Annotated in this window: 14 protein-coding genes; 7 read left to right on the top strand and 7 right to left on the bottom strand. The window is 63.8% G+C overall.

Annotated elements, in window-relative coordinates:
- Positions 1-6: 6 nt before the first annotated feature.
- Both RNA01_RS08035 and RNA01_RS08040 read right to left on the bottom strand, forming a co-directional pair.
- Positions 7-1512 (bottom strand): class I adenylate-forming enzyme family protein, encoded by a 1506-nt coding sequence (locus RNA01_RS08035; RefSeq protein WP_147179459.1) that lies wholly within the window; start codon positions 1510-1512, stop codon positions 7-9.
- A gap of 9 nt (positions 1513-1521) precedes the next feature.
- Complete coding sequence (locus tag RNA01_RS08040) at positions 1522-2703, bottom strand: thiolase domain-containing protein (RefSeq protein WP_210245741.1); 1182 nt, start codon at positions 2701-2703, stop codon at positions 1522-1524.
- A gap of 114 nt (positions 2704-2817) precedes the next feature.
- On the opposite strand from RNA01_RS08040, the gene RNA01_RS24040 reads away from it, so the two are divergent.
- From RNA01_RS24040 to RNA01_RS08070, 6 genes are all read left to right on the top strand, one after another.
- A complete protein-coding gene (locus RNA01_RS24040) occupies positions 2818-3387 on the top strand; it encodes a LuxR family transcriptional regulator (protein ID WP_235916512.1) in 570 nt (189 codons plus the stop codon).
- Positions 3388-3686: 299 nt separating this feature from the next.
- Complete coding sequence (locus RNA01_RS08050) at positions 3687-5621, top strand: hydantoinase/oxoprolinase family protein (protein ID WP_147179461.1); 1935 nt, start codon at positions 3687-3689, stop codon at positions 5619-5621.
- Between the two features lie 4 nt (positions 5622-5625).
- Positions 5626-6024 (top strand): acetone carboxylase subunit gamma, encoded by a 399-nt coding sequence (locus tag RNA01_RS08055; protein WP_147179462.1) that lies wholly within the window; start codon positions 5626-5628, stop codon positions 6022-6024.
- A gap of 102 nt (positions 6025-6126) precedes the next feature.
- A complete protein-coding gene (locus RNA01_RS08060) occupies positions 6127-8283 on the top strand; it encodes a hydantoinase/oxoprolinase family protein (protein ID WP_147179463.1) in 2157 nt (718 codons plus the stop codon).
- 63 nt (positions 8284-8346) lie between these two features.
- Entirely contained in the window at positions 8347-10617 is a 2271-nt protein-coding gene (locus RNA01_RS08065) for a hydantoinase B/oxoprolinase family protein (RefSeq protein ID WP_147179464.1), read from the top strand.
- Entirely contained in the window at positions 10614-11441 is an 828-nt protein-coding gene (locus tag RNA01_RS08070) for a hypothetical protein (RefSeq protein ID WP_147179465.1), read from the top strand. The genes RNA01_RS08065 and RNA01_RS08070 overlap by 4 nt, the downstream gene beginning before the upstream one ends.
- Positions 11442-11517: 76 nt before the next feature.
- On the opposite strand, the gene RNA01_RS08075 is transcribed toward RNA01_RS08070, so the two are convergent.
- From RNA01_RS08075 to RNA01_RS08090, 4 genes are read right to left on the bottom strand one after another with little or no spacing between them, the layout of a single operon-like run.
- On the bottom strand, positions 11518-12147 hold the full coding sequence (locus RNA01_RS08075; protein WP_147179466.1) for a CoA transferase subunit B: 630 nt from the start codon (positions 12145-12147) through the stop codon (positions 11518-11520).
- Positions 12147-12869, bottom strand: a complete 723-nt coding sequence (locus RNA01_RS08080; protein WP_147179467.1) for a CoA transferase subunit A — start codon at positions 12867-12869, stop codon at positions 12147-12149. Before RNA01_RS08080 ends, RNA01_RS08075 begins: the two co-directional genes overlap by 1 nt.
- Positions 12866-14164: an RNA polymerase factor sigma-54 gene (rpoN, locus tag RNA01_RS08085; RefSeq protein WP_147179468.1), complete on the bottom strand. Its 1299-nt coding sequence runs from the start codon at positions 14162-14164 to the stop codon at positions 12866-12868. Before rpoN ends, RNA01_RS08080 begins: the two co-directional genes overlap by 4 nt.
- Before the next feature lie 3 nt (positions 14165-14167).
- Entirely contained in the window at positions 14168-15376 is a 1209-nt protein-coding gene (locus tag RNA01_RS08090; RefSeq protein ID WP_147179469.1) for a CobW family GTP-binding protein, read from the bottom strand.
- A 350-nt stretch (positions 15377-15726) separates the two neighbouring features.
- On the opposite strand from RNA01_RS08090, the gene RNA01_RS08095 reads away from it, so the two are divergent.
- The gene (locus RNA01_RS08095; protein ID WP_147179470.1) at positions 15727-17721 is read left to right on the top strand and encodes a sigma-54-dependent Fis family transcriptional regulator; all 1995 of its coding nucleotides are present in this window, start codon (positions 15727-15729) and stop codon (positions 17719-17721) included.
- A gap of 221 nt (positions 17722-17942) precedes the next feature.
- Here RNA01_RS08095 and RNA01_RS08100 read toward each other — a convergent pair whose 3' ends face one another.
- Positions 17943-18437, bottom strand: coding sequence for an Lcl C-terminal domain-containing protein (locus RNA01_RS08100; RefSeq protein ID WP_147179471.1), 495 nt, complete (start codon positions 18435-18437; stop codon positions 17943-17945).
- Between the last annotated feature and the right edge of the window lie 266 nt (positions 18438-18703).

Consider the following 18703-nt stretch of genomic DNA (forward strand, 5'->3'; position numbering starts at 1 on the left):
CGGTAATCATTGCGCGCTGGCTATAGTCCCCGCGCGAATTTCGGTTTTCAGGATCTTGCCGTAACCGTTCTTCGGCAGATCGGGCACGAAGACGTAGCGTTTCGGGCGCTTGAAGGCGGCAATCTCGTTGCGGCACCAGAGGTCAAGATCGCTCTCGGCCGCGCTTCGACCCGGTTCGAAGACGACATAGGCGACAACCTGTTCGCCCCATTCCGGTTCGGGTTCGCCGATCACCGCCACCTCGAATACGGCGGGGTGGCGCAGGAGCGTCTCCTCCACCTCACGCGGGTAGATGTTGGTGCCGCCAGAGATGATGACGTCCTTCGAGCGATCGGTGAGGTAGAGAAAGCCATCCTCGTCCATGTGGCCGAGATCACCGGTGTGAAGCCAGCCGTCCCGCAGCGTTTCCGCCGTGGCGTCCGGATTGTTCCAGTAGCCGCGCATCACGGTCGGGCTTTTTACGCAGATTTCACCGGTCTCGCCCGGTTCGAGCTGTTCTCCGCCCGGTCCGAGAATGCCGAGCGTGACGCAGCCCTGCGCGATACCGACGGAAGCGCGGCGTGTCCGCCAGCGCGGGTGAAGCGCATCCGCCACCATGTCGCGCCGCAGCACCGAGATCGTCATCGGCGTTTCGCCCTGTCCGTAGATCTGCGAGAAACGGGGGCCGAACAGCTCCAGCGCCTCGTCTATGTCGCTGGCGTACATCGGTCCGCCGCCATAGATGATGGTGCGGATACCCTCGCCCCGGTAAGCGCGCTCGCGGGCGGCGGCCACCAGACGTTTCACCATGGTGGGAGCGGCGAAGAACACCAGACCACCCCGGCTTTGCGCCAGAGCGATGATCTCGCCGCAATCGAAGCCGCGCGAGGCCGGTACGATATGGGCACTGCCGGCACGGATATGCGGGAGCATGTAAAGCCCCGCCCCATGCGACATAGGCGCGGCGTAGAGCATATGGTCGCAGGCGCGCGCCTCATCCACATCCAGCGTGTAGCACAGCGTCATCTGGCGGAGATTGTCATGTGAGAGCATGACGCCTTTCGGTTTGCCCGTCGTGCCCGACGTGTAGAACAGCCAGGCGAGCTCGTCGTCATCGAGAGCCAGCGGCGGTGTCACCTGCCCGCCTGTCCCGGCGGACGCCGTCAGCGCCAGTTCCTGCCGGTCGGGACGGGGGGCGAAAGTCTCGCCCTTGTCAGTGAAGACCAGCGACGCTTCGGCATTCTCCACGATCCACTCCGCCTCGCGCGGATGCAGCTTGCAGTTCACCGGAACGGCGATGGCGCCGATCCACCAGCAGGCGTGCAACACTTCGATATAGTCCGGCGCGTTCTTGGCGAAGATCGCCACGCGGTCGCCCTTGCGGATACCGCAGGCTTCCGCGAGATGTCGGGCCCGCAGGCAAACCGCCGCCAGCAATTCGCCATAGGTGCGATGGAGCCGATCGCCGTCGTAGACCGCAGGCCGATCCGGCCAGACGAGGGCTGTCTGGTAAAGCCAGTGGGCGATGTTCATGGCGTTTCCTCAGGCCCGGTCGGCGTGCAGGATCGTGGCATAGTTCGCCACCGCCGCGCCGCCCATGTTGAAGGCAAGACCCCATTCAGCGCTCTTGCGCTGCATGGCACCCGCCTGTCCCGTCAACTGCCGGAAGCCGAGCGCCAGCATGGATACGCCGGTCGCGCCGACCGGATGTCCCTTGGCCTTCAGCCCACCGGAAAGGTTGACCGGTGTACGGCCCTCCGGCATCACCGTGCCGTCGTCCAGCGCGGCAGCACCCTTGCCCTTCGGCGCCAGCCCCATGGCTTCGTAGATCAGAAGCTCGGCGGGGGTGAAGCAATCGTGGACCTCAGCGAAATCGACGTCTTCCACCGTAATGCCCGCCGCCGCATAGGCGGCGCGGATGGCCCGTTCCGGCCCCTCGAAGGCGACGAGATCGCGGCGGCTCATCGGCAGGTAATCGGAGACATGTTCGGCGGCGGCGATGCGTACCCGGCGGTGTGCATCCCTTGCCGCGCCCTCGCTGGAGGACAGCACGATGGCCGCCGCGCCGTCCGTCACCAGGGAGCAGTCGCTGAGGCGAAGCGGCGGGGCAATCAGCGGGTTGCGCTCGCTCACCTCGCGACAAAATTCGTAGGGCATCGGCTTGTGCATCTGCGCCAGCGGATTGTTCATCGCATTGGCGTGGTTCTTGGCAGCGATGCGGGCCATGGCATCCATCGGCGAGCCGTAACGCTCTCCATATCGCTCGGCTGCAATGGCAAAGACCTGCGGGAAGCTGAGCGACGCCTCGAAGGGATCGTTCTGGTAGCCAGCGCCGGCCAGGGCCTGCGTGACTTCGGCCGTCGTTCGATGGGTCATCTTCTCGGCACCGACGACCAGCACGGTGCGGGCCTTGCCGGCTTCGATCAGGTTCAGCCCGCCGTGGAAGGCCGCCGCTCCAGAGGCGCAGGCGTTCTCGCAACGTGTGGCCGGCTTGAAGCGCAGGTCCGGATAGGCCTGATGGACAAGCGACGAGGGAAAGCCGTCGGCAACCAGGCCGGAATTGAAGTGGCCGAGATAGACCGCGTCGATTTCCGCGGGGTCGATTGCGGCCTCCGCGACGGCTTCCCGAACGGCCTCGACGATCAGTTCCTCAAGGGTCTGTTGCAGCTTTCCAAACTGTGTGTGGCCGCTGCCGATGATGTAACTGCTGGATTTCATGTGCATTCCTCCCATGCCCACAATGTTCCGGCGGACGGTCTCTGGAAACAATGCGGGAAAATACGTAGGTATCTACGTAGAAGTTACGTAGAAGCGAACGCAGCATGGGGGGAGCGCGCCTTGGAGGACTATGCGACACTGTCGGAGGAACTGCTCAATCTCACAGGCTTCATGGATGCGCCCATCGGTATCATGATCCTGTCGGATCGGCGTATTTTGCGCGTGAATACCGAGATCGAGCAGATTTTCGGCTGGAACCGCGCCGATCTGGAAGGGCAATCTATCCGGGTGCTATACCCCTCCAGCGTTGACTACGAGAAGACCGGCAGTCGCTGGCATCGCTGGCTGGAAAGCGGTCCGCGCTATGAGGACGAGCGCTTCATGCAGTGCAGGAGCGGCGAGATCATCTGGACACGGGCGCGCGGGCGCACGTTGACACCTGCCGACCCGTTCCATCTGATGGTCTGGACCTTCGAACATTTGCGGGACCGTCCGCCAAGTTCGGCGGCGTTGACCGCAAAGGAGCGTGAGGTCGCGCGCTATATCGTCAACGGTTATACCAGCAAGGAAATCGGTCAGGCGCTTGGCATTTCTCCGCGTACCGTCGAGGTTCATCGCGGCGCGATCATGAAGAAGCTCGGCGTCCATAATGCCGCCGAACTGGTCGCGCGGATGATCGTCGAACGTTAACCTTCCCTCTTCCGGACGGAGACGCCGCGCAACCGTCCAGAAACCGGACGCCCCAACGTGGGGACGCCGTGCCGCGTTAGGCGGATCTCGAAAATAAACAAATTTTTTCAACCGCTTGACGGAATCTCTCCCGCTGCGCCGCTGCGTGGAAGGGAACTTGCTTCACTTGTTTCTCGGGACAGACGGTCCGGTATCGCGGGGAGGAGCCAGCCGCGCGCCGCGACCGCAAAGCCCGGCGCGAAGAACGCGCCGAACGGGCCGCAAGGCCCGCCTGACAGGAACGGGAGGAGAAATGCGCGATGGCGTTGCAAATCAACATCGATAATGGCGGCACGCTGACCGACGTGTGCATCATGTCGGATGGCGGTGTAAAGAAAACCAAGGTTCTGACCACCCCTTACGATCTTTCAAAGTGCTTCTTCGAAGGGCTGCAAAAGGCATCCGAAGTGGTCTATGGCGCGGCGGACGTGAAGAGGCTTCTCGAAGAGGTCGATCTCATCCGCTATTCCACGACGCAAGGCACCAACGCCATTTGCGAGCGTAAGGGGCCGAAGCTGGGCCTCATTCTCGACAGCGGTTCGACGACGCTTCCCGCAGCGTTGAAGGCGCACGATCCCGAGGTGTTCGAGGCGCTGGTGGGCGACCGCGTCAGCTTTATCGATCTTGCCAAGCTCGATGCGCCGGAAGCGGAGGTGGAGGTCGTCAAGGTCATCAACCAGCTCGCGGCGAGGGGCGCGAACCGCCTGGTTATCGCACTCGGCGGTGCGGGATTCCTTGAGGCTGAAGAGCGGGTGAAGAAGATCGTGCTGCGTAAATATCCGCGCCATCTTCTGGGGGCCGTTCCGGTTCTCTATACGTCGGATCTTACCTCCGACCGCAATCCGGGTCGCCGCGCCTGGTCCGCGCTCATCAATTCCTTTCTGCATCCTTCGATGGAAGCCTTCCTCTACAACGCCGAAAACCGGTTGAGGGAGTTCCGCACCAAGAACCCGCTGCTGATCTTCCGCAATGACGGCGATGCCTCGCGCGTGGCGAAGACGGTGGCGATCAAGACCTATTCGTCGGGTCCGCGTGGCGGCATGGAGGGCGTTAAGGCTTTTTCCGCGCTCTACGGTTTCCGTGATGCTGTGTCCATCGATGTCGGCGGGACCACAACCGACATTGGCCAGTGCACGGACGGCAAGGTCGCCGAAATCCGGCGTGGTCACGTCGAGGGTATCAGCGTTTCCTTCCCGCTTTGCGAGATCATGAGCGCGGGGGCTGGTGGCAGTTCTATCTTCAAGGTCAAGGACGGTAAGATCGCCATCGGTCCGGAAAGCGTCGGCGCCCTGCCGGGGCCGGCCTGTTTCGGACGCGGCGGCAAGGAGGCGACGATCACCGACGCCAGCCTGCTCGCTGGCCTGTTCGATCCGGCTTCCTATTTCGGTGGCGGCATGGGGCTGGATCTCGCCCGCGCCGAAGCCGCCGTTCGTAGCAATATCGCCGAGCCGCTGGGCGTCGATCTCGATACGGCGATCCTCGCCATGTCGGATGCCTTCGAGGCGAAGATTGCCGAGGAACTGCACCGCTTCACGCGGATCGGACCGGACACGGTGATGCTGGCCTTCGGTGGTGCTGGACCGCTCAATGCCTGCGGTGTGGCCGAGAAGGCAGGCATCCGACGGGTTGCCGTGCCGGCCATGGCGGCGGTGTTTTCCGCCTATGGCATCGGTTCCTGCGATGTTTCGCAGGGCTATGCGGCGACGCTTGAGGACCGCTCGACGGCAGGGCTCGCCACAGCCCTCGACGCGCTGAAACGCAAGGCCGCCCGCGACATGTTCGCCGAAGGCTTCGAGGAGGGCAGTTATGTGGTCTCGGCCCGTCTCGTCACCGAGACGCCGGAGGGCGAGAAGGTCTTCCCGCTGGGCGACAAGCCCGAGTTTCCGGCCGCGCTGGCAAGCGCTTCAACGGTCGAACTGGAGCTGACGGCGGTGAAAAGCCTGCGCCAGGACGAGACGCGTCACGTCGGCTTCCCGCGTAAGGCCGAAGCGAAGGCCGATGGCCAGCGCAAGGTTCTGGTGGTCGACAAGGGCCGCATCGAGCTGCCGGTCTATCGCCTCGCTTCGATGGCGCCGGGCGACCATGCCGCCGGTCCCGCCATCCTCGAGGAGGACTATTTCACTGCCCGCGTGCCGGCGGGCTGGGGCTTCGTCGTCTCGGAGGCGGGCGACATCATTCTGGAACGGGAGGACTGACCATATGAAAATTCCGATGACCGAATATCTCCGCATCGATCTCGAGACGGAGAAATGGGAATGCCGGGTGTGCGATCACGAGATCGCACCCGCTGAGGGCAACTACAAGGAAGGGCTGCTGGTTCACAACCGCGATCCGCGTGAGATCCATCCGCCGATCATCGACCCGGATCGCTACCGCTTCACCTTCAGCCCGGACCCGGAATGGGTGCGCATCCTCGAATTCTGCTGCCCGAACTGCGGCACGCAGGTGGAAACGGAATACGCCATTCCCGGCCATCCGCCGCTGCACGACATGCAGGTCGATGTGCCCGCGTTGAAGGCCCAATGGGCGAAGCGCGGCCCGGACATGCTGCCGGACGCCGGCCCTGCCGTCGTGCCCGGACGCGGCCACGGCCACTGATGCCGGCGCCCCGCGCAATGGGGTGCGGGGGTCAGAATATTCTAAGGGGCGCGCTTGCCGGGGAGGGCGGCGCGGTCCCCTTGAGAAAGATAGGGAGCGAGAATGAAACGCGTATCCGTTGATATCGGTGGCACCTTCACCGACTGCTTTGTCGTCTGGGGCCAGCAATATATCGAGACCAAGGCGCTGACGACGCATCACAATCTGGCCATGGGCTTCAACGAGGCCCTCGGCAAGGCCTGCTCCGTGCTGGGGCTGGAACTGGAGCAGATCCTGCAATCGGTGGACAGCGTGCGCTATGCCACCACGCTCGGCACCAACGCGCTGATCGAGCACAAGGGGCCGAAGATCGGCATGCTGGTGACGGCGGGTTACGAGGCGACCGTGCCTCTCAGCCGCGCCCGTGGCTATGGTGAGGGTCTCGACAATCTCGGCCAGCAGGACATGCCGAACGCCCAGCGTCCCGATCCGCTGGTCGAGCCGCATATGATCCGCGGCATCCGCGAGCGGCTTGATTTCCAGGGCGAGCTTGTCATGCCGCTGGATGAGGAGGACGTGCGCCGCCAGCTTCGTGAGCTGGTGGACCGTGGCGCGCAGATCATCGTCGTGGCGTTGGTCAATGCCGTGGTAAACCCGGAGCACGAGCAGCGCATCGAGGAGATCGTGCTCGAGGAATACCCCTCGCATCTGCTTGGCGCGATCCCGGTGATCCTGTCGCATCAGGTGGCCGGCCGAAAGGGCGAATATGTGCGCGCCACCTCGGCCATTGTCGACGGCTATCTGCATTCGACCATGTACCACGCGCTGTCGGCGCTGGAGCAGAACCTGCGCACGCACAAATACGATAAGCCGATGCTGGTCATCCACAACTCCGGCGGCATGGCCCAGCTCAACTCCACCGATGCGCTCCAGACCATCCATTCCGGTCCGGTCTCGGGCATCGGCGCGTCCGAGCATCTTGCCATGCAGGCCAGCCTCGGCAATGTCGTCGCCACCGACATGGGCGGCACGTCCTACGACATCGGCATCGTCGTCGAAGGCGGGGTGAAACACTACGACTTCAATCCGGTCATCGACCGCTGGCTGGTGTCGGTGCCGATGGTCCATCTCGTCACGCTCGGCGCCGGCGGCGGTTCCATCGCTTCCTATGATCGCATGTACAAGACGGTGAAATGCGGCCCGGAAAGCGCCGGCTCCGATCCGGGCCCGGCCTGCTATGACCGCGGCGGTCTGCGCCCGACCGTGACCGACGCCGACCTTCTGCTCGGTTATCTCGATGCGGCCAATTATGCCGGTGGCTCGATCCCGCTCAATCCGCGCCGCGCCAAGGCGGCCATCGAGGACGCGCTGTGCGACGAACTCGATTGCTCGGTCGTCGAGGCGGCGAAGCTGATCCGCGAGAAGGTGGACGACAACATGGCGAACGGTCTCTTCACCGAGCTGCGTGCCAGGGGATACGACCCCAAGGACTTCACCATGCTGGCCTATGGCGGCAACGGGCCGCTGCATTGCTGCGGCATCGCCCAGAACCTCAATATCGACCGCATTCTGGCGCCGCCACTCTCGTCCGTGTTCTCAGCGGTCGGCGCGGGCAATATGCACCAGCTCCATATCCATGAGCAGTCGCTCTACATGGTGCTCTACGACAGCAACACGCGCCACATCTTCGACGATTACGATCGCTTCAACACCATCGTCGCTGAGCTGAAAGAAAAGGGCCGTCAGGATCTGCTGCGTCAGGGAGTACCGCTGGAAGACATCCATCACGATCTGGAACTGGACATGCGCTACGGCAACCAGCTCGTGCAGACCACGGCGGTTATTCCCAAGCATGAGGTGTTTGGGCCGGGCGATGTCTTGTCGATCATCTCGCAGTTCTCGGCCGACTACGGCAAGCGCTTCGGCGAGGGGTCGCAGGCACCGGAAGCGGGCATCCGCATCAATACGATCCGCGTCGCTTCCTATGCCCGGCATGAGACGGTCCAGTTCGAGGACATCAAGCCGGTTCCGAAGCCCGAGCGCACAGCGCCGCCCGCGCCCTCGAGTCATCGCACCTGCCATTTCGTCGGTCATGACGGGCCGTTCGAAACACCGGTCTGGGCGCGCAAGGATCTGGAGCCCGGCATCGAGATTGCAGGTCCGGCGATTGTCGCCTCGGAGGTCACGACCTTCCTCGTCAATCCCGGCTGGACCTATGTGACGGCGAAGCAAGGGGCCTCCTGGTTCCTGCGCAACGAAAGCGCCGTCACCCGCCACTGAAAGGCCAGCCCGGCGCGGGAGGAGCGCCGGGCCCAACGCCCAACCCGACTGGAGGAGAATTCCATGAACAAGATCGACATACGGGCCAAGACGCCCTCACTCGAAGAGATGAACCTCATCAAGAAGTTCCTCGACGACACCACGCTGTTCCTCGGACCCGATCCGGAGATCATGCAGAACCACGACCTGATGCCGCGCACCGCACAGGAAAACGAGGCCATCACAAAGGTCTCCGACAGCCACATCGTCGCCAAGATCCGCGACCGCATCCAGTCTGGCTGCGATGAAGGCTATGAGATGGTCGAGCAGATGGGCGCGGCCCCCGGCGCCAAGTGGGGCGACGTCATCACCGGTGTCTATTCGGCGTCCGGCGACCTTGCCATCGCCTCGGCCGGCGGCGTGCTGATCTTCTCGGCGCTCGTTCACCACCCGATCAAGTTCATCATCAAGAACTGGATGAACGACCCGACGGTGGGCGTGAAGGAGGGCGACGGCTTCATCCACAACGACAGCCGTTATGGGAACGTCCACAACACCGACCAGTCGATGATCCTGCCGATCTTCCATAAGGGAAAGCTGGTCTGCTGGGTGGCGTCGACCGTGCACGAAGGCGAAAACGGTGCCATCGAGCCGGGCGGCATGCCCTCGATGGCGGAAAGCCCGTCCGACGAGGGGCTGAAGATGTCGCCCTTCAAGGTGGTCGAGAACTATCAGATCAAGCGCGACATTCTCACCTTCCTGCAAAATTCGGTACGTGAACCGAAGCTGCAATACGAAGACATGAAGGTGAAGCTCTTCGCCTGCCTGCGCATCAAGCAGCGCATCGAGGAGACGCTGAACTCCGACGGTCCGGAAGCGCTGGTCTCGACCCTGCGTCTGACGATGGAAAACGTTCGCGCCGAAGTGAAACGCCGCATTTCCGAATGGCCGGACATGACGGTGAGAACCTACATCATTCAGGATTCGACGCTGCGTGAGAACTGCGTGGTCAAGATCAACTGCAAGCTGACCAAGACCGGCGACCGGCTGATCTTCGACTTCCGGGGATCGTCGCCGGAATTCACCAACCGCGCCACCAATACCATCGTCGCCGGGCTGAAGGGCATGCTGGCGCAGGTCTTCCTGTGCTACGTCTGGCCCGACCTGCCGCGCGGTCAGGCGGCCTTCGCGCCGATCGAGGTGATCACCGACCCGCATTCGATCGTCAATTGCTCCTATGACGCGCCGAACTCACAGTCGTTGATGTCGATCTTCACCGGCTTCACCGCCGGCCAGCATGCGGTGGCGAAGTTCCTGTATTCCTGCCCGGCGAAGTACACCAAGGTCCATGCCCCGACCTTCAACATGATCAACACCTTCATCTGGGGCGGGGTCAGCCAGCATGGCGAAACGCTCGGCAATCTCTGCGCCGACCTGAACGGCATGGGTGCCGGCGCGCGGGTGGACCGTGACGGCGAGCATGCGCTGGCGCCGATCTTCGCCACCATGGCCGATATCGGCGAGCAGGAGCTGAATGAGGAGGAAGTGCCCTTCCTCCAGCTCGTTTCCAAGAAGATGACGCGCGACGCCATCGCGCCCGGCAAGTATCGCGGCGGCCAGGGCTACACGATGATGGTCGCCACCAAGGACAGCGAGCAGTGGGGCTTCATGACCACCGCCGAGGGCGCGAAGATCCCGCCGCTTCAGGGCCTCTTCGGCGGCTATGCCTGCGGCACCTATCCGCTGTGCAAGGTGCAGGATGTCGACGTCTACGACGTGCTGCTGAACGAGCCGGAGAAGTTCCGCCACTCGATCGAGGAGATCATGAATGAGCAGCCCTTCGACGGGGCGAAATACACCACCCATCACATGGGCATGGGCTTCGACATCTCGAAGCGGGGCGAGCTTTACATGATCAGCCAGGGCGCGGGTGCGGGTTATGGCGACTTGCTTGAACGCGATCCGGTGGGTGTCATCCGCGATATCGAGGAAGGTCTCATGTCGCCGGAGGTGGCAGCCCGGCTCTACAAGGTGGTCTTCGATCCGGCGACACTGGCCATCGATTTCGATGCGACGGAGAAGGCTCGCGCCGACGAGCGCAAGGCGCGCATCGCCCGCTCCGTGCCCTATTCGGAGTTCGTCAAGGGGTGGAACAAGCCGAAGCCACCGACCCATCTCCAGTATTTCGGTTGCTGGGGCGATGACGTCGGCACGCTCTATATGGGCTCTCCGGAAAAGACCCGGCGCGGCGACGAGCCGAGGCCGAACTACATGACGCACCCCAAGGATGTGCGCATTGCCGAGCTGGAATCGCGTCTGGCCGCCCTTGGTGCGATGGGAGGCGAAAAGCAATGAGCATAAGCCTCGCGGATATGCTGCCCGGAGGTCCGGGCGCGAACCGTCTGCGGGTCTGGCTGGAGTCGTCGGGCTATGCCCGGCGGCTCCTTCTCGGTCCTGAGGGAGATCCCTGGGCGGAAGGGGCGGCGAAATATCTCTCCTTCTTCTCACAGGCGCGCGGCCTGCTGCGTGATGATGTCGCCGTCGTTCCCGTCGGCGATCTTTACCGGTCATGGATCGCGCGTTATCCGGGGCTGGCCGTGGAGATGGCCGCCAAGAAGCGCGCAACCTTTCCGCTCCGCCGCATGCTGGAGGAGGAGGGGCCGCGCAAGCTTCTGGACGAGGTGGCGGAGGCGGTGGCGGCCAATCTTCAGGGGCAGGTTCCCATGGTTCTCGCCATGCCGTCGCCTGCTGTCTGGCTCGATGAGGCGCAACGCATGGTCGGGCGTGAACCCGAAGAGCGCGACGACGACGCGGTGGAGGACGCGGCGATGTATATCGCCGATTTCGTCCGCTGCGTGGCCGCGCGGCCGGTTGGTGGCTTGCTGATCGAGGAGGCCGAGACCGCGCCCGGTCCGGCGGACCGCTATGCGCCGGTGTTCAATGCCGCCCGCCATTATCGTTGGGCCGTGGTCGGGCGCGGCGTTCGTCCGGGGCAGGAAGCCCTGTTCGATGCGGTGATCGGCGGCGGCGATGGGGTGCAGGGCCAGGACGTCAGTGTTCCGCTCTTTGCCGGTGGTGAGCTGCCGGAAGACGGCGCCGCGCAATTTCGCTATGCCCGCATTCCGCCCGGCCATCCGCCGGAAGCTGTGCTCGACGCGCTGGTACGGATGCGCGCCTGACGTTTCCTCCACCGTCACGCGCGTAGGAAAGCCGGGACCGCAAGGCCCCGGCTTTCCTGTGTCTGCGGTCGGCTTGTCAGTCGACGATGGTCGCTTGGGTGGCGGCGCGAAGCTCGGCCTCGCTGATGCCGTCTGCAAGCTCGACGATCTTCAAGCCGCCTTCGACCACGTCGAGCACGCCGAGATTGGTGATGATCCGGTCCACGACCCGCGTGCCTGTGAGCGGCAGGGTGCACGCCTTCAGCACCTTGGATTCGCCTTTCTTGTTGGCGTGTTCCATCAGCACGACGACGCGACCGACGCCGGCGACGAGATCCATCGCCCCGCCCATGCCTTTGGCAAGCTTGCCGGGGATCATCCAGTTGGCGAGGTCGCCGGTTTCGCTGACCTCCATTGCCCCGAGGATCGCCATGGCGATCTTGCCGCCGCGGATCATGGCGAAGGATGTGGCTGAATCGAAATAGGCCGTGTTCGGCATTTCCGAAACCGTCTGCTTGCCGGCATTGATGAGGTCGGCATCCTCCTCGCCAGCATAGGGGAAAGGTCCGATGCCAAGCATTCCATTTTCCGATTGCAGCGTCACCGATACGCCTTCGGGAATGAAGTTCGGCACCAGGGTCGGAATGCCGATGCCGAGATTGACATAGGTCCCGTCGACGAGTTCGAGCGCGGCGCGTGCCGCCATCTGGTTGCGGTCCCAGGCCATCAAGCATCCTCCCTCTGACGAACCGTGCGTTTTTCGATGCGCTTTTCGTGCGCACCCTGAATGAGGCGCTGCACATAGACGCCGGGCAAATGGATGTGATCCGGATCGAGGCTGCCAGTCGGCACGATCTCCTCGACCTCCATCACGCAGACCTTGCCGCACATCGCCGCTGGCGCGTTGAAGTTGCGCGCTGTCTTGCGGAATACGGCGTTTCCGGCCTCATCCGCTTTCCAGGCTTTGACGATGGCGAGATCGGCGACCAGACCCCGTTCCAGGACATAGGTCTCACCGTCGAATTGTTTGTGCTCCTTGCCTTCGGCGATCACCGTGCCGACGCCCGTTTTCGTGTAGAAGCCGGGAATGCCGGCACCGCCGGCGCGCATGCGCTCGGCCAGCGTTCCCTGCGGGTTGAACTCGATTTCCAGTTCGCCGGCGAGATATTGCCGCATGAATTCGGCGTTCTCGCCCACATAGGAGGCGATCATCCGGCGGATCTGCCGGGTGTCGAGCAGCTTGCCAAGACCGAAATGATCAACCCCGCAATTATTGGCGGCAACAATGATGTCCTGCACGCCGCTTTCCACCAGCGCATCGATCAGATGTTCCGGAATGCCGCAGAGGCCGAAGCCGCCTGCCGCAATGGTCATGCCGTCGAACAGGAGCCCATCGAGCGCCTGCCTCGCCGAGCCATAGATTTTTCTCCCGCTTGCGGGTCGTGTCATGTCCTTCTCCTCTCTTTCATACGATCCGCCGCGCCCGGAAACCCCGCCTCGCGGCGACGATTGGTAACGGTCCGGCGTGAAATGCGAATGCCTCGGGCGTCGAGAGCCTCGGTTATGTCGGTGTCGGTCAGCGGCCTGTCCTTTGGTTCCGTCGCAATGAGCTGTGCGATCAATGTCGCGATCGCCGGGCCGGGCACCCCTCCGCCATCGGCGCGCGCCGTGCCGCCGCGCGCGAAGAAGGCCGAGAGCGGCAAAACCCGCGCCGGTGTCTCGACCGTCAGGCCGGTGCGGATGCGACTGACGGTCGTTTCGTGGCAGCCGATGGCTGCGGCCACCTCACCATTGGTCAGTGGCTGAAGCCTCGCCGGGCCGTGTTCGAGGAAGTCTCGTTGGACGTCGATGACGAAGGCCGCGACCTCCAGGATCATGCGGTTTCGGCGTTCCACCGTGCGTTCCAGCCAGCGCGCCTCGGCAAGCGCGTGTGATCCGCGCTGCCCGGCGTCGGGGTCGACCGTGATCTTCGGCAGGCTCTCGCGGTTGAGCGTGACCTGCCACCCATCGCTCTTGTCCCGTTCTACCAAGAGGTCCGGCGGGCGGCGAAAATCGGGTGACGCCTCGAAGCGTACGCCTGGTTTGGGGTCGAGGCGGCGCAGTTTGGCGACCATCGCGCCGAGCTGCTCGGCGCTCACTGCGCACTGGTCGGCAAGCGCCGCCATGTCGCCGCGCGCCAGCAGCGGAAGATGGTCGAGGAGTCTTCGCATCGGCTCGGTCAGCGCACCCTGATCGGCGATTTGCAGGCCGAGGCATTCGCTGAGAGAGCGGGCGAAGAGCCCGGCCGGCTCCATCTCCTGAAGGCGCGCCAGCACCTGCGCCGCCTCGGCCGGGGAGCAGTTGGCGCGCGTTGCTATGGCCTCCACCTCTATGCCGAGCCAGCCGCTCGGCTCCAGTGCCTCGGCGAAGACGAGAGCGATGGTGCGTTCCCGCGGGGTGCGGAACAGAAGCCCGATCTGGGTGGTGACGTGGCCATAGAGGCCGGCGGCTGGCGCAGCCACCCGTTCGCTTTCCCCTTCCGCCGCGCTGAACGGGGAGGGGCGCCAGCGCGGCGGACCGCCGCCGGTCTTCGGCGCGGGAAAGGGTAGTTCTATCCGCAGGCAGGGATTGGTCGCCGCCTCCCGGGCCAGGGCACCGGCCAGTTCCGCATTGTCCATCTGGAGCAAGACCATGGCGCGCTGCATGACCTGCGTCATGCGCAAGGAAGCGGTTTGCCCCAAGGTTATTGCGTTCGTGCCGCGCATCCCTCAGATCCGCGCCGGCATTTCGCCGAGAATGCGCGGCTGGATTATGAAGGCGTCCGAGACGAGGCCGGGCCGGGGTGTGAGCGGCATGCGTTCGCCAAGCCAGATGCGCGTCGGCAATCCCACGACGGTGGCCCGGCGAAGCGCCTCGCGGTCGCCGGGCAGAGCTGCCAGCCGGGCGCGGATGTCCGCCTCGACGTGAGCGTCGAGGTCCTCACCGATGAAAACCAGCCGGCCACGCCGATCCGCCAGGGGGCCGGATTCGGGCCAGGCGGCGAGCCGCACCGGCGCATAGGCGGCCTCGTCGACGCATTGTACCGCAACGGGTTGATCGAGACCGGCGACGGAGACGAGGCCCTTCACCCTGAGCAGCCGCCCGGCCCAGCGCGAGAGGATTTCGCCCATTGTCACCGCAAAGCCACGCCACCCGGCCGCTTCGTCCAGCGTGACGACGAAGCTCGAGACCTTTCCGGAATGCGGCTCGCAATGGAAGACGCTCTTGACCGCGTTGCGCTGGCCGGAAAGCCAACCGGTTACAGCGGTGGGTGTCTGGCCGGAAACATAGAGTCCGCCTCCGAAGAGAACCTCTGGATCGGCCTCGCCATGGTGGAGCACAAAGCGCGGTGCCGTTGGGTTCAGCGCTTCGAGTTCCCGCTCCAGCGCGGTTCGCTCGGCGTGGCTGGCGAGATCGCATTTCGACAGCAACAGGCGGTCGGCGAGGCTCACCTGCACGCGGGCCTCCCGGTGGCGGGCGATTTGCGCGCGGGCGCGCTCCGCGTCGACCACGGTCAGCACGCCATCGCAACGAAAGCGGGCGGAGATCAGCCGATCCTCCATCAGTGCCCGTACTACGGGGGCGGGATCGGCAAGGCCGGTGGTCTCGATCAGCACCTGGCTCACCGGCGCGATCTCCCGTCGCGACATGCGCTCATGCAGCCGCATCAAGGCTCCGATCAAATCACCCTGAACGGTGCAGCAAAGGCAGCCGGATTCGAGAATGACCAATGTGTCGTCCACGCGCTCGACGAGATGGTGGTCGATGCCGACATCCCCGAACTCATTGATGAACACGGCGACGCCCGCCATGTCCGGGCGGGCTGTGAGCGCATTGAGCAAGGTCGTCTTGCCGGAGCCGAGAAAGCCCGTCAGAATCGTCACCGGCACCCGGCCACAGGCATTTTCGCCGGAGAAATCGCTTTTTTTGTCCATCATTGTCAGTCCTCCCGAATGGGAAGAGAAGCAGGATTCTTGCCACGTTCCGCGCAGCAGAAAGGTTGAGGCAGGAACAAGGGCTTAGCGAGAACATCGCGGACAGGCCGCGTTTCGCGATCGTCCGGAAACCGGACGGTTGGCGTTCGGAGTGCGGCCGGTGGCCGGTGCTGTGGCGCCGGGCGGAGGGCGAAAGCCGCGAAAAATGAATGCAATAGGCGCTTTTTTGGTGTTAAACCTCTCTCATCGGTGGCGTCATGGCTTGGGAGAGCAGGCGGCTGGGGACCGTTCCGGGGAGGGAACGTTGGCCCTTGAGCGCTTTGGGGCCGCCGCAAAAGGGAGGAATAGCGACGATGACCGGCAAAGGTTCGCACCGGACATTTTCACGTCCGGAAAACGACGGCAAGATCATGTCTTCCTGGGAGCGTTTCATGGGCGGGCAGGATCCGGCCTCGGATGCGCTTAGAAGGCTGATCGACGACTCCTGGCGGCGCTGCCATGGCATTGTCGATCCCGGACGCTCGCATGCGCCTGACCCGGTGGTCGAAGAGACGCTGCACGGCATACTCGGCGATAACCGCGACCTTGTCAGAGCCAGCACCCCGGTCATGGCGTCCGCGCGCGACTTTCTGTTTGAAACCGGCACGGTCATGGTGCTGACGGATGCGGAAGGGGTGGTTCTGAGTGTCGAGGGCGACCCCATCTTGCGCGATCCGACGGAGCGCATTCGCCTCATGCCGGGCGCGAACTGGAGCGAGGCCGTCTGTGGCACCAACGCCATCGGCACGGCGCTGCAGATTGGCCAGCCGATCCAGATTCATTCGGCGGAGCATTATTGTTCCGGGATCAAGCGTTGGTCCTGCTCGGCGAGCGTCATCCGCGATCCGGTGAGCGGTGCGACACTCGGGGCGATCGATATTTCCGGCCTGAGCGAGAGCTACAGCCGCCACAGCCTTGCGCTGGCTGTGGCCGCCGCCGGGCGGATCGAGAACCGTTTGGGACAGCGGGAGATGAAGTTGCGCTATCGGCTTCTCGATCATTGCCTCGAGCGGCTGCGCGCGCCAAGTGGCGATGGTTTGATTGTTTTCGACCGCTCCGGCCGGGCGATCAAGACCAATGATCGGGCCGCCTCGCTGATGGCAGAACTGGCCAAGGGGCGGGGCAGTCCCACGAGCGCGATCCGCGATCTGACGCTGCCCTGGCGCGAGGGGCGCGTCGCGCCGGAAAACATGCCAGACTGGATCGACCACGACTGGATCGAACCGGTTCTGCTGGAAGGCGAGCGGTTGGGGGCGGTGCTGGTTCTGCCGGGTCGCAGCGCCGTCGTGCGTCGCGCCGGCCTGCGGGCCTTGCCTCGCAGCGCTCCGGCTTGCGCCGATCCCTTCGACCGTCTGACCGGCCGCTCGCCGGCCTATCTGGAGGCGGTGCGGCGGGCCCGCCTGTTGGCCAAGAGTCCGGTGCCGGTTCTCCTGCTTGGCGAAACCGGTGTCGGCAAGGATGCCTTCGCGCAGGCTCTGCATGCCGGCGGCGCGCAAGGCTCCGGCCCCTTTGTCGCCATCAATTGTGGCGGATTCTCCCGTGAACTTCTGACCAGCGAACTGTTCGGCTATGCCGAGGGCGCCTTCACCGGCGCACGGCGCGGCGGCATGACGGGCAAGATCGAGGCCGCCGATGGCGGTACGTTATTCCTCGACGAGATCGGCGAGATGCCACTTGATCTCCAGCCGCATCTTCTGCGCGTGCTCGAAGCCGGAGAGGTTTACCGCATCGGCGAAAACCATCCGCGCAAGGTCAAGCTGCGGCTGATTGCGGCCACCAATCGCGATTTGAGGGCGGAGGTCGAGGCGGGCCGCTTTCGCGCCGACCTTTTCTACCGGATTGCCGTAACGACGTTGAGGCTGCCCTCCCTGCGCGACCGGGCGGGCGACCTTCCCGCGCTGGCCGAGCATCTTCTTGCCGAGATCGCCCGCCGCTACGAAATACCGGCGCCGGACATGCAGCCGGAGGTTCTGGAAGCCTTCCATCACCATGATTGGCCAGGCAACATCCGCGAATTGCGCAACGTGCTGGAAGGCATGCTGCTTGAAAGCGGCGGCGAGAGCCTTGCGGCCGGCCACTTGCCGCCGGAGCTTGCTGGCGCGAACGGGGCGGACATGGCCTTCCGCCCGCCCGCAGCGGCCATAGGAACACTTGAGCGCGCCGAAAGCGAGGCCATCCTTGCCGCCATCCGTCGCCACCAGGGCAACCTGACCTCCGCTGCCCGTGACCTCGGCATCGCCAAGAGCACGCTTTATGTCCGGATCGAGCGGCTCGGCTTGAAGGGAAGCGTGGGCCTGATGCGGGGGTGATCGCAAGGGGCAACGCGCCGGGCGTATCCGATCAATCCTATGTCCGGCGCAGCCCCGGGACACCATAGCCGGTTCTGCCCGCTATGATCTGTGATCGTCTGCGGCCCGGATCGTTGCCGCCACGCGCGCGTTGGCGGCTCGGGTGAACAACGAACTGGGCAAGAACCGTTCACCGGAACGGCCTATACCGCCCAAAATCCGATCGTCGCAACACAGCCCTCTTATTGATCCCGGACCAAAAGCACGGAGAGGCCGTACCCGGCGGAATGCATATCGGCATAGCCATTTGCAAAATCGAAGAAGTAGAACATGCCCGGCATAGCTTCCGTCGACGTCCAGAAATTCGCACCTTCCCCATAATCGGAACTTTTTATGTCCGGGAACGCCGAGTTGTCGATTTTCAGTCCCTCACATGTATCGAGAAGCAAGGTTTCAAGTTCCTCTCCCGTCGGCACACGCCAGCCTTCCCCGGCATTTTGCGCCGCCTTTTGCGCCGCTTCCTGATTCAACCCGTCAGGTTCACCCGTGCAACGCTTTTTGTCGGTATTCCATTCCATGCCAACCGCGCATCTGTTCCAGACGAGGCGTGACTTTCTATCGGTTGCGACCCCCTCTTTCACGACGAAATGGCTCTTTGCATTCTCGACGCATGCGGCAAAAGCCGGGATCGGGGAGCATAAAAGAACTGATATTGTGAACATGGAAATATGACGCATTGAAACCTCAGAGCAGGATATGACAATCCAGCGCCTACCATCCCTGTTTGGCTGAATTTCGCCGAACCAATGCTATACACAGTATAATATGATACCGATGGGCGAGGCTGGTTTCGCAAAGCCGGACGACGCGATTGCCAGCGGCGTTCACCCATCGTCTGCCCAAGATCGTGGTTGCTGATCCCCTAGCGGCAGGACCAGGACACCGCTGGCAGCATGGCCTCGCCGTCAAAGTGGCGTCACTTGAGATCGCGCATCACATATCC

It is taken from the genome of Paenirhizobium naphthalenivorans (assembly GCF_007992095.1).
Taxonomy (GTDB): Bacteria; Pseudomonadota; Alphaproteobacteria; order Rhizobiales; family Rhizobiaceae; genus Allorhizobium; species Allorhizobium naphthalenivorans.

Excerpts from the sequence above, each read along its gene's own strand:
- RNA01_RS08060 (WP_147179463.1), top strand. The coding sequence starts at position 6,127 with ATGAAACGCGTATCCGTTGATATCGGTGGCACCTTCACCGACTGCTTT.
- RNA01_RS08035 (WP_147179459.1), bottom strand. The coding sequence starts at position 1,512 with ATGAACATCGCCCACTGGCTTTACCAGACAGCCCTCGTCTGGCCGGAT.
- rpoN (WP_147179468.1), bottom strand. The coding sequence starts at position 14,164 with ATGCGCGGCACGAACGCAATAACCTTGGGGCAAACCGCTTCCTTGCGC.
- RNA01_RS08055 (WP_147179462.1), top strand. The coding sequence starts at position 5,626 with ATGAAAATTCCGATGACCGAATATCTCCGCATCGATCTCGAGACGGAG.
- RNA01_RS08070 (WP_147179465.1), top strand. The coding sequence starts at position 10,614 with ATGAGCATAAGCCTCGCGGATATGCTGCCCGGAGGTCCGGGCGCGAAC.
- RNA01_RS08080 (WP_147179467.1), bottom strand. The coding sequence starts at position 12,869 with ATGACACGACCCGCAAGCGGGAGAAAAATCTATGGCTCGGCGAGGCAG.
- RNA01_RS08090 (WP_147179469.1), bottom strand. The coding sequence starts at position 15,376 with ATGATGGACAAAAAAAGCGATTTCTCCGGCGAAAATGCCTGTGGCCGG.
- RNA01_RS08040 (WP_210245741.1), bottom strand. The coding sequence starts at position 2,703 with ATGCACATGAAATCCAGCAGTTACATCATCGGCAGCGGCCACACACAG.
- RNA01_RS08075 (WP_147179466.1), bottom strand. The coding sequence starts at position 12,147 with ATGGCCTGGGACCGCAACCAGATGGCGGCACGCGCCGCGCTCGAACTC.
- RNA01_RS08100 (WP_147179471.1), bottom strand. The coding sequence starts at position 18,437 with ATGCGTCATATTTCCATGTTCACAATATCAGTTCTTTTATGCTCCCCG.
- RNA01_RS08050 (WP_147179461.1), top strand. The coding sequence starts at position 3,687 with ATGGCGTTGCAAATCAACATCGATAATGGCGGCACGCTGACCGACGTG.
- RNA01_RS08095 (WP_147179470.1), top strand. The coding sequence starts at position 15,727 with ATGACCGGCAAAGGTTCGCACCGGACATTTTCACGTCCGGAAAACGAC.
- RNA01_RS08065 (WP_147179464.1), top strand. The coding sequence starts at position 8,347 with ATGAACAAGATCGACATACGGGCCAAGACGCCCTCACTCGAAGAGATG.